This is a genomic window from Bradyrhizobium guangdongense (assembly GCF_006483445.1).
Taxonomy (GTDB): domain Bacteria; phylum Pseudomonadota; class Alphaproteobacteria; order Rhizobiales; family Xanthobacteraceae; genus Bradyrhizobium; species Bradyrhizobium guangdongense_A.
Genome location: NZ_PPPT01000244.1, coordinates 1 through 8,422, shown reverse-complemented (window position 1 = coordinate 8,422; position 8,422 = coordinate 1). Strand labels below are relative to the sequence as shown.

General features: G+C 64.7%; 9 protein-coding genes. 5 read left to right on the top strand and 4 right to left on the bottom strand.

What is annotated here, in order from left to right:
- Nucleotides 1–80: 80 nt before the first annotated feature.
- Nucleotides 81–1,541 carry a glycerol-3-phosphate dehydrogenase gene (locus tag C2U70_RS29935; protein WP_140982233.1) on the bottom strand — a complete coding sequence of 487 codons (1,461 nt, stop codon included), beginning with the start codon at nucleotides 1,539–1,541 and terminating at the stop codon, nucleotides 81–83.
- Between the two features lie 39 nt (nucleotides 1,542–1,580).
- On the bottom strand, nucleotides 1,581–4,262 hold the full coding sequence (locus C2U70_RS29930) for a sensor domain-containing protein (protein ID WP_140982232.1): 2,682 nt from the start codon (nucleotides 4,260–4,262) through the stop codon (nucleotides 1,581–1,583).
- A 205-nt stretch (nucleotides 4,263–4,467) separates the two neighbouring features.
- On the opposite strand from C2U70_RS29930, the gene C2U70_RS29925 reads away from it, so the two are divergent.
- Complete coding sequence (locus C2U70_RS29925) at nucleotides 4,468–5,571, top strand: NAD(P)/FAD-dependent oxidoreductase (RefSeq protein ID WP_140982231.1); 1,104 nt, start codon at nucleotides 4,468–4,470, stop codon at nucleotides 5,569–5,571.
- Nucleotides 5,572–5,692: 121 nt separating this feature from the next.
- Here C2U70_RS29925 and C2U70_RS29920 read toward each other — a convergent pair whose 3' ends face one another.
- Nucleotides 5,693–5,878, bottom strand: a complete 186-nt coding sequence (locus tag C2U70_RS29920) for a YdcH family protein (RefSeq protein WP_140982230.1) — start codon at nucleotides 5,876–5,878, stop codon at nucleotides 5,693–5,695.
- A 329-nt stretch (nucleotides 5,879–6,207) separates the two neighbouring features.
- Between C2U70_RS29920 and C2U70_RS29910 the strand changes: the two genes are divergently transcribed.
- The 3 genes from C2U70_RS29910 (at nucleotide 6,208) to C2U70_RS29900 (ending at nucleotide 7,038) form a co-directional block, all read left to right on the top strand.
- Nucleotides 6,208–6,414, top strand: a complete 207-nt coding sequence (locus tag C2U70_RS29910; protein WP_140982229.1) for a YdcH family protein — start codon at nucleotides 6,208–6,210, stop codon at nucleotides 6,412–6,414.
- Between the two features lie 124 nt (nucleotides 6,415–6,538).
- On the top strand, nucleotides 6,539–6,769 hold the full coding sequence (locus tag C2U70_RS29905; RefSeq protein WP_140982228.1) for a hypothetical protein: 231 nt from the start codon (nucleotides 6,539–6,541) through the stop codon (nucleotides 6,767–6,769).
- A 17-nt stretch (nucleotides 6,770–6,786) separates the two neighbouring features.
- Nucleotides 6,787–7,038, top strand: coding sequence for a hypothetical protein (locus tag C2U70_RS29900; RefSeq protein WP_140982227.1), 252 nt, complete (start codon nucleotides 6,787–6,789; stop codon nucleotides 7,036–7,038).
- A gap of 9 nt (nucleotides 7,039–7,047) precedes the next feature.
- On the opposite strand, the gene C2U70_RS29895 is transcribed toward C2U70_RS29900, so the two are convergent.
- Nucleotides 7,048–7,752: a GGDEF domain-containing protein gene (locus C2U70_RS29895; RefSeq protein ID WP_186294563.1), complete on the bottom strand. Its 705-nt coding sequence runs from the start codon at nucleotides 7,750–7,752 to the stop codon at nucleotides 7,048–7,050.
- 143 nt (nucleotides 7,753–7,895) lie between these two features.
- On the opposite strand from C2U70_RS29895, the gene purE reads away from it, so the two are divergent.
- Nucleotides 7,896–8,384, top strand: coding sequence for a 5-(carboxyamino)imidazole ribonucleotide mutase (gene purE, locus C2U70_RS29890; protein WP_140982225.1), 489 nt, complete (start codon nucleotides 7,896–7,898; stop codon nucleotides 8,382–8,384).
- Nucleotides 8,385–8,422 lie beyond the last annotated feature (38 nt).

Genomic DNA, 8,422 nt, shown 5'->3' with positions numbered 1-8,422 from the left:
ATCCACGTTCTTCGTGCCGCGAGAAAGGTCGTGGATGGCCGGGACAAAGCCCGGCCATGACGGCGCGGAGGTATCCGCGCTTAAGTCACCGTCGTCATGAACGCGGCCAGCCTCTCGCGGTCGGCCGGCGGCATGGTCAGGCCGAGTTTTGAGCGGCGCCACAGGATGTCGTCGGGGAAGCGCGCCCACTCCGTCGTCATGAGATAGCGCACTTCCGCCTCCGTCAGCTCGGGGCCGAAGGCCTGGCCGAGCTCGTCGCGGCTTTTTGCATCGCCCAGCACCGCAGGCAGGCGTGAGCCGTAAGCGGCAACCAGCCGCTGCGCCTGCGCTTCGGTAAGAAAACGCCAGCGGTCGCGCGCCGCATCGACCTCGTCCTCAAAGCGCTGCCAGGCAAAAACGCCGCCCGGCAGGGGCGCGCCCGCGGTCCAGCGCGGGGACATCGGATAGAACGGCGTCAGCCGGGTCACCGCGCGCTCGGCACGCAGGCGCACGGTCGTCACGTCGCCGCCGAACATCGTGATCAGCGGCGCCTTGCGCCGCTTTGCGTCGAACGACATGCCGCCGTCGCGACCGCGCGCGGGCTCCTGCGCCAGGTTGACGCCCGATAGCGTCCGCACCACGTCCGTCGGCTCGACGCGCTCACGGAAATAGCGGCTTGCGGCCTCGCAGAGATAGGTGACGCCGGCGCCCGGCATGGCGACGATGGCGGGATCGCCCTTGAAGGGATGCGTGACCGTGCCGATTAGTGTGAAGTCGCGCTCATAGGGGCTGGCAAAGATCAGCCGGCCGTCGCTGTTCTGGAAGACGTAGACATTGTCCGAATCGAACAGCTTGCGCACGACGATCTGGCTGATCTGCATCGCGCTGGCACGCGGTGGCGGCAAGCGCAGCACGGTTTCCGCGACGCTCGCGGTCCAGCCGCCGCTGGCATTGGCCAGCGCCCGCGACGTGATCGCGTGGCGATGGCCGCGATCGACCACCGCGAGCCGCCAGATATCGGTCCGGTCGGCCCGCACGCAGCGGGCGCCGGTGCGGATGACGGCGCCACGCTCGGCCGCATCGAGCGCCGTGAGAACCGCGAGCCGGGAATCGTCGACCACGCAATCCGAATACTCGAAGGCCATGCCGAACGGCCGCTTCAGCGCGTTGCCGACCGGATGATGCGTGATGTCGATGGTCGCGGATGCCGGCAGGCCGCCGCGCGCCGCGAGCCGGTCGTAGAGCAGCAGGCCGGTGCGCACCAGCCAGGGCGGACGCTCGTCGGAATGCGCGGGGATCACGAAGCGCATCGGCCGCACCAGATGCGGCGCGGATTTGAGCCAGATTTTTCGCTCGACCAGGGCACGACGCACGCGCCAGAAGCCGCGGCGCTCCAGCACCGAGAGATCGCCATGGATCAGATGCGGCGTCGCCGACGACGCGGCACCGCCGAGATCGCCCTGCTCCAGGAGAATGACCCTGAGACCCCGCCCGGCGGCATCACGCGCAAGGCTGACACCGTTCAGGCCACCACCGATGATTGCGAGGTCGTAGTCCGCCATGAACTCGCTATGCGACGAGAAGGATTCTCCTCGCCATCACTAGCCGGTCTGGAGCGCAAGCTCCACGGTATCCGCATCAACGCGACCGATGAGGCCGGCATAGTGCCCGATCGGCAACGGCTTGCCGAGCAGGTAACCCTGCACGCCGTCGCAGCCTTCCTTGGCCAGGAAGGCGAGCTGGTCGACGGTTTCGACGCCCTCGGCGATGATCGACATCTCCAGGCCGTGGCCGAGATCGATCACGGCGCGAACGATCGCGGCCGATTGCGGGTTGCGGCCGAGATTGACGATGAAGGCGCGGTCGATCTTGATCTTGTCGAACGGAAACGCCTGCAGGTAGCTCAGCGAGGAATAGCCGCTGCCGAAATCGTCCATGGAGATGCGCACGCCCAGCGCCTTCAACCGGCGCAGCAGCGCAAGACCGCGGTCAAAATCCTCGATCAGCACGCCTTCGGTGATTTCCAGCTCGAGCCGGCCGGGCGCGAGCCCGGTCTCCAGCAGGATCGAATGCACGAGGCCGACGACGTCGCCGTGCATGAACTGCGCCGGCGACAGATTGACCGCGACCTGGAGCGGCTTTGGCCATGACGCCGCCTCGCGGCAGACCTGGCGCAAAATCCATTCGCCCATCTCGACGATCAGGCCGCTCTCTTCCGCGATCGGGATGAACTCGGCCGGCGAGACCTGGCCGCGCACGGGGTGCGCCCAGCGCGCCAGCGCCTCGAAGCCGATGATTTCGCTCTCGGCGACGCTCGGACCGGCAATGCCCTGCGGCTGGAACGCCAGCGACAGCTCGCCGTTTTTGATCGCCTTGGACAGGTCCTGATGCAGCACGCGGCGGTCGCGGATCTGCTGGTCCATCTCGGGCTGGTAGAGGCTGATCGTGCCGCGCGATTTCTGCTTGGCGCGGAACAGCGCCGCGCCGGCATTGGCGAGCAGCGAGGCGCCGTCCGCGCCATTATGCGGGAACACGGAAATGCCGGTGGTGACGCCGGCGCGCACCGCGCGGCCGTCGATCAGGAATTCGGGCGCAAGCGAATCGATGAGCTGCTGCGCCAGCGCCATGCCGGCCTCGGGCTGCTTGCCGTCGATGATCAGGCCAAACTCGTCGCCGGACAGGCGGGCCGTGACGCCGCCGCGCGCGGCGTCCTGGAAGCGCTGGGCGACCTCGACCAGGAGCTTGTCGCCGAGCGCATGGCCGAAGACGTCGTTGACCTCCTTCAGGCCGTCGAGGTCGCAGCACAGCACGGCGAATTCCTCGCCGGTGCCTTCGCAGGCCTCGATCATCTGCGTCAGCGCCTGGAGGAAGGCGGCACGGTTCGGCAGGTCGGTCAGGCCGTCATGATAGGCCATATGCGCCATGCGCGATTCGGTCTGCCGGCGGTCGGTGACGTCTTCGTGGGTCTTGATCAGATATTGCGGCTCGCCGGCATCGTCGAGCACGGTGGCGCGGCGGGTCAGGAACAGCCGCAGGCCGTCCTTGGTCGAGATCGGATGCTCTTCGGTGATCAAGCCGCGCTTCTTGATGGCCGCCTCATCGCGCGCGATGATCAGCTTGGCTTCCTTGGGATTGAAGATGTCGGCTGCAGTGAGGCCGGTGGCATCCTCGCGCTTGCGGTTGAGGATGGTCTCGGCGCTGCGATTGGCGAGCAGATAGCTGCCGTCCTTGACCTGCTCGACGATCAGCGCGACCGGGATGTTGTCGACCACGAGCTCGAGGAACTTCTTGGTGCTTTCGAGCTCCTCCGAGAGCGAGCGGCGGTCGGTGACGTCCTCGAAGAGTGCGATCAGGAATTCGGGCCGGCCCTCCTCGTTGCGGGCGACGACCCGCACCGAGGACAACACGCGCGTCTCGTCGCCGCGCTCGACCTTGAGCTCATTGCGGAACTGACCATCGCTGGATTGCAGCGCCTTGCGGTCCGCTTCCTCGATGCCTGCCGCGGTCTGGGGGCGGAAGATCTCGTCGGCCCGCTTGCCGACGATGCGGTCGCGCGAGAAACGCGAAAACCGCTCGAAGGCGCGATTGGCGAAGATGTAGCGGCCGTCCTCGATGCTCTTGGCGGCGACGCAGACCGGAACGTTGTCGAGCACCGATTCCAGGAATTGCTTGGTCGAGGCGAGTTGCCGCGACAGCTTGCGCTGCTCGCTGACGTCGAGATGGGTCGCGACCGAGCCGCCATTCGGCAGCACGAAGAATTTCACCAGGATGGAGCGGCCGTCCGCCAGCTCCGTGATCAGGCCGTTGGGGCTCGCGGCCTCCTCGTAGAACCTGTCGTCGGAGACATCCAGCGCGCCGCGATTGCGCCGCAGCTTGAGCAGGTCGCGGCCGTCCATCAGGGGCCAAAGATCGGAGCGCGAAAGTCCGTAGATCTCGAGATAGCGGTCGTTGCAGAAGATGATCCGCCGCTGCGCGTCGGTCATCACCACGCCCTGGTTGAGGTTGTTCAGGGCGGAGGAGATGAAGGCGTTGCGCCGCAACTGGGTGCGCTTGGCGCGACGCAACGAGGAGTGGATCCAGAGCACGATCGCGGCCACGAACGCGCAGACGGCGATACCCCCGATCAGGGCTTCCCAGATCAGGTTGGGATCGAGCTGGCCGATATAGCTGGGCGGGGCGAAGGCGTCGGCAAGCGTAAGCGCGCGCGCAGGCGTCATGGCGCAGCCCAGGCACACGACGGCCTGCACCGGAATCAGTAGCGCGCCGCAGTTCTTGTCAGCCATCAGCCACCCGAGATTTCAACTGCGGATTGTCTGGCTTCACGGGTTTGGATCGGGTAAACGCCTGTACGCGCGAAAGAAAAATGTGACGATAAATACGGCAATTGCCCTGACATGATAAATTCTTCGTTAAAATGGAACTGCCTGGCGGCACGTTCCTTGGGCAAAAACGCCAATTCGTCCCCACTTTCGGAAGCACTTCCCGACCATGGATAGAGTCGATTGCGTCGTTATCGGAGCCGGTGTCGTCGGTCTGGCCGTCGCCAGGCGGCTCGCACACGCTGGACGCGAAGTGATCGTGCTGGAGTCCGAGGAAGCCATCGGCACCATCACCTCCTCGCGCAACAGCGAGGTGATCCATGCCGGGATCTATTACCGGGCCGGGAGCTGGATGGCGCGGATGTGCGTCGCCGGCAAGCACGCGCTCTACCGCTACTGCGCCGACCACGACATCCCGCACAAGAATTGCGGCAAGCTGATCGTCGCGACCAATCCGAAAGAGACCGAGAAGCTGCAGTCGATCAAGGCCCATGCCGAGGCCAATGGCGTGCTCGACATGCAGATGCTCTCAGGCGAGGCGGCCCGCGCGCTGGAGCCGGCGCTGGCCTGTGATGCCGCCCTGCTCTCGCCCTCGACCGGCATCATCGACAGCCATTCCTACATGCTCTCGCTGCGCGGCGAGGCCGAGGCGGCAGGGACGTTCTTCGCCTTCCACACGCCCATCTTGCGCGCCAAGGCGGCGGGCGGCGTCATCGAGATCGAAGCGGGCGGCGAAGCGCCGATGACGCTGCAATGCGGCCTGCTCGTCAACGCCGCCGGCCTGTCGGCAACGACGGTGGCGCGCAACATCGACGGCATGCCGCTGGAGCGGATTCCGCCGGCCTATCTCGCCAAGGGAAACTATTTCAGTTGCAGCGCCAGGGCGCCGTTCTCGCACCTGATCTACCCGGTGCCGGAGCCGGGCGGGCTGGGCGTGCATCTGACGCTGGACATGGCGGGCCAGGCGCGCTTCGGGCCCGACGTCGAATGGATCGAAGCGATCGACTACGCCGTCGATCCGGCGCGCTCGGAGAGATTCTATCCGGCGATCCGCAAGTACTGGCCGACCCTGCCTGACGGCGCGCTGATGCCGAGCTATTCGGGCATCAGGCCAAAAATCGTTCCGCCCGCGGTGGCGACGCAGGATTTTCTGATGCAGGGCCCGCGCGATCACGGCGTCGAAGGCCTGATCAACCTGTTCGGAATCGAGTCGCCCGGACTGACGTCGTCGCTCGCGATCGCCGACCACGTCGCCGAGCTCGCGAACGTTTGAACACCGCGCGAAATTGATCGCACGTTGCGCGCATCGTAGCGTCCTGCGCGCAAGAATGAGCGCAACAAGCCTCATCCCTGCGAGCAGGGTGCGATGCCGATGTACTCGTCTACGGGGGTTACTAGTGGAGCGTCTCGTCCGAGCTATGCCGCAGCCGCTCGATCTGGTCCTTGACCATCAACTTCCGTCGCTTCAACTCAACAATTTGCAGGTCGTCTGTTGAAAGGTGCACGAGTGCGTCGTGCAATTCGTTTTCGAGAAGCTTGTGTTTCCGTTCCAATTCAACCAGATGTGCCTGAATTGTCATTCGAAACCTCCTCGGCAGGGTTAGACCTTGGATTCGATCCGGATGAAGAAGTCTACATCACCGATTCGTTCTGTCGATGGGTATCCGTCGTCGCACTGTCATTTTTGACTTTTGATATGTAACGAAGCGTGAGCATGGAACTCACGTTCGGAAATGTTCGTGATTTCAACAAGCTCGCACCGCGCGGCGCGCCTTGACTGAAATATCTTTCGCCAGAACGGTGGGAGACGACCCAGATCGCTTGCGATCACGCCGCGACAGGACGATAATTTCCACAGGGCTTCCACAGCCTTTCGCCAGCTCATCGGGTTTTTCGGCTACCGCACATCATGATTAACGAAGACGAGCGCGAGCTCGAAGCCGAGCTCGCCCGGTTGCAGCAGGAACACCGAGACCTCGATGCGGCGATCGATGCACTGCATCAATCGCCGGCCCCCGACCTGTTGCGGCTGCAGCGGCTGAAGAAACGCAAGCTGTTGTTGCGCGACCGTATCGCCTTCATCGAAGACCAGATCACGCCCGACATCATCGCCTGAGACACGGCCTGTTCTCCGCCGCCTGCGTTCACGTCCGTGGCGCGGGATTCCGCTTGACTCGCTTAGAACAAAGAGAGAACATTTGGACACCAGACGTTCCAGGGGAAATGCCAGAGGAATTGCCATGTCCGCGACGACGCCCGTGACCGCAGTCTTCGACAACAGCCATTATGAACAGGCCTGCGACCAGGCCATCGCCATGTGCGACGGCAATCTGCGCAGCACCATCAAGGCGCTGATCATGGCCAACGAATATCTGGAAGCCGAGCTGGAGGAATTGCAGGCCGCTGTTGCGGCGGGCTGCATTCCCGAAACATCGCGCAACAGGATGCGGAGCAAGAGCAGCGCCGCCTGAACAAAACGGAGCGAACCATGTCCGATGTCACCTACTACGTGGCATTGCCGTTCACGACCGACGAGGACGGATCGGTCATCGCGGGCACCGCGGAGGAATGCCAGACCTCGTCCGGCGCCTTGCGGCGCGCCGAGATGATGTCGCACATTGCCGGCCATATCGGCGCCATCGCATTCAGCCGCAGCGGCGATCCGCTGACCGGCGAATTCGGCGACGCCAAATTGCTGCGACGATTCGGCAACGTGCCGGAAGATCTCAGCGCGCTGTAGAAGCGCACGCTAACCCGCGACGATTCTGATCCGCGGCTCGTGCCGGCGTTGCGCCTTGCGTACATACATCGCGGCATCGGCTTCTTCCAACGCGCGGCCTGCCTCCGCATGCGAGCCGAGCAGCGCGACGCCTGCGGATGCACCGGCGGTCACGCGCTGGCCGCGGAAGGTGAACGATAATTCGTCGATCGCTTCCTCGAAAGCGACAGCCTTGGCCTTGGCATCGGTCTCGCTCAGATTCCAGAGCAACAGCGCAAACTCGTCGCCGCCGAGACGACCGACCACGTCGGAAGAGCGGACTTTTCTGGTCAAGGTCGCGGCGATCGTCTTCAGCACCTCGTCGCCGGCGGCGTGCCCGAACGCATCGTTGATCGGCTTCAACCGGTCGACGTCAAGCACGATCAGCGCGCCGCTGGCGCGGTAGCGCTTCATGTAGGCGATGGCGCGATGCAGCTCGCGCTCGAAGCCGCGCCGGTTCGGGATGCCGAGCAGGAAATCGGTATCGGCGGCGGCCTCGAGCTCGTCGATCCGCCGCAGCGCCTGGGTCAGCTTGGTGCGCAGGTTCCGGATCGTCGCCTTGGCATCGCCGGGTTTCGCTGCCACGAGCTTCGTCTTGCCACTTCGGGTTTTACCGGCCTTGCGGGCTCGCGCAGGGGTCTTCGAAGGCTTCTTCGCAGGCCTCTTGGCAGCTTTTGCCCTTTTTGGCGTTCTCATGGGCGTCCTGCTCAATGAAGGCTTGCGGTGATTCACCAAGACAGGATAGTCCATTCCCTTCCTCTTGCCACCGCCTTGCCAGCCGCCGGGCCCGCCCCGATAATCTGGCCTATGTTTCTGGATTTCCGAGCACAATTGTCGTCATGACCGCGCCGATCGCCATCATCATGGGCAGCCAGTCCGACTGGGAAACCATGCGACACGCAGCCGAAACCCTGACCCAACTCGGCGTCGCCTCCGAAACCCGCATCGTCTCGGCCCACCGCACGCCCGAGCGTTTGTTCACCTTCGCCAAGGGTGCCAAGGCCGATGGTTTCAAGGTCATCATCGCAGGTGCCGGCGGTGCCGCGCATCTGCCCGGTATGGCCGCGTCGCTGACGGAACTGCCGGTGTTCGGCGTGCCCGTCGAATCCAAGACCATGAAGGGCATCGATTCGCTCTACTCGATCGTGCAGATGCCCGCGGGCATCCCGGTCGGCACGCTCGCGATCGGCAAGGCCGGGGCAATCAATGCCGCGCTGCTCGCAGCCAGCGTGCTCGCACTGTCCGATCCGGCACTCGCTGGCCGGCTCGCGGCCTGGCGCAAGGCGCAGACCGATGCGGTTGCCGAGCGCCCGGAGGACGAGGCGTGACCCAGACCAATCGGGTCAAGCTGAAGCCCGGCGACACC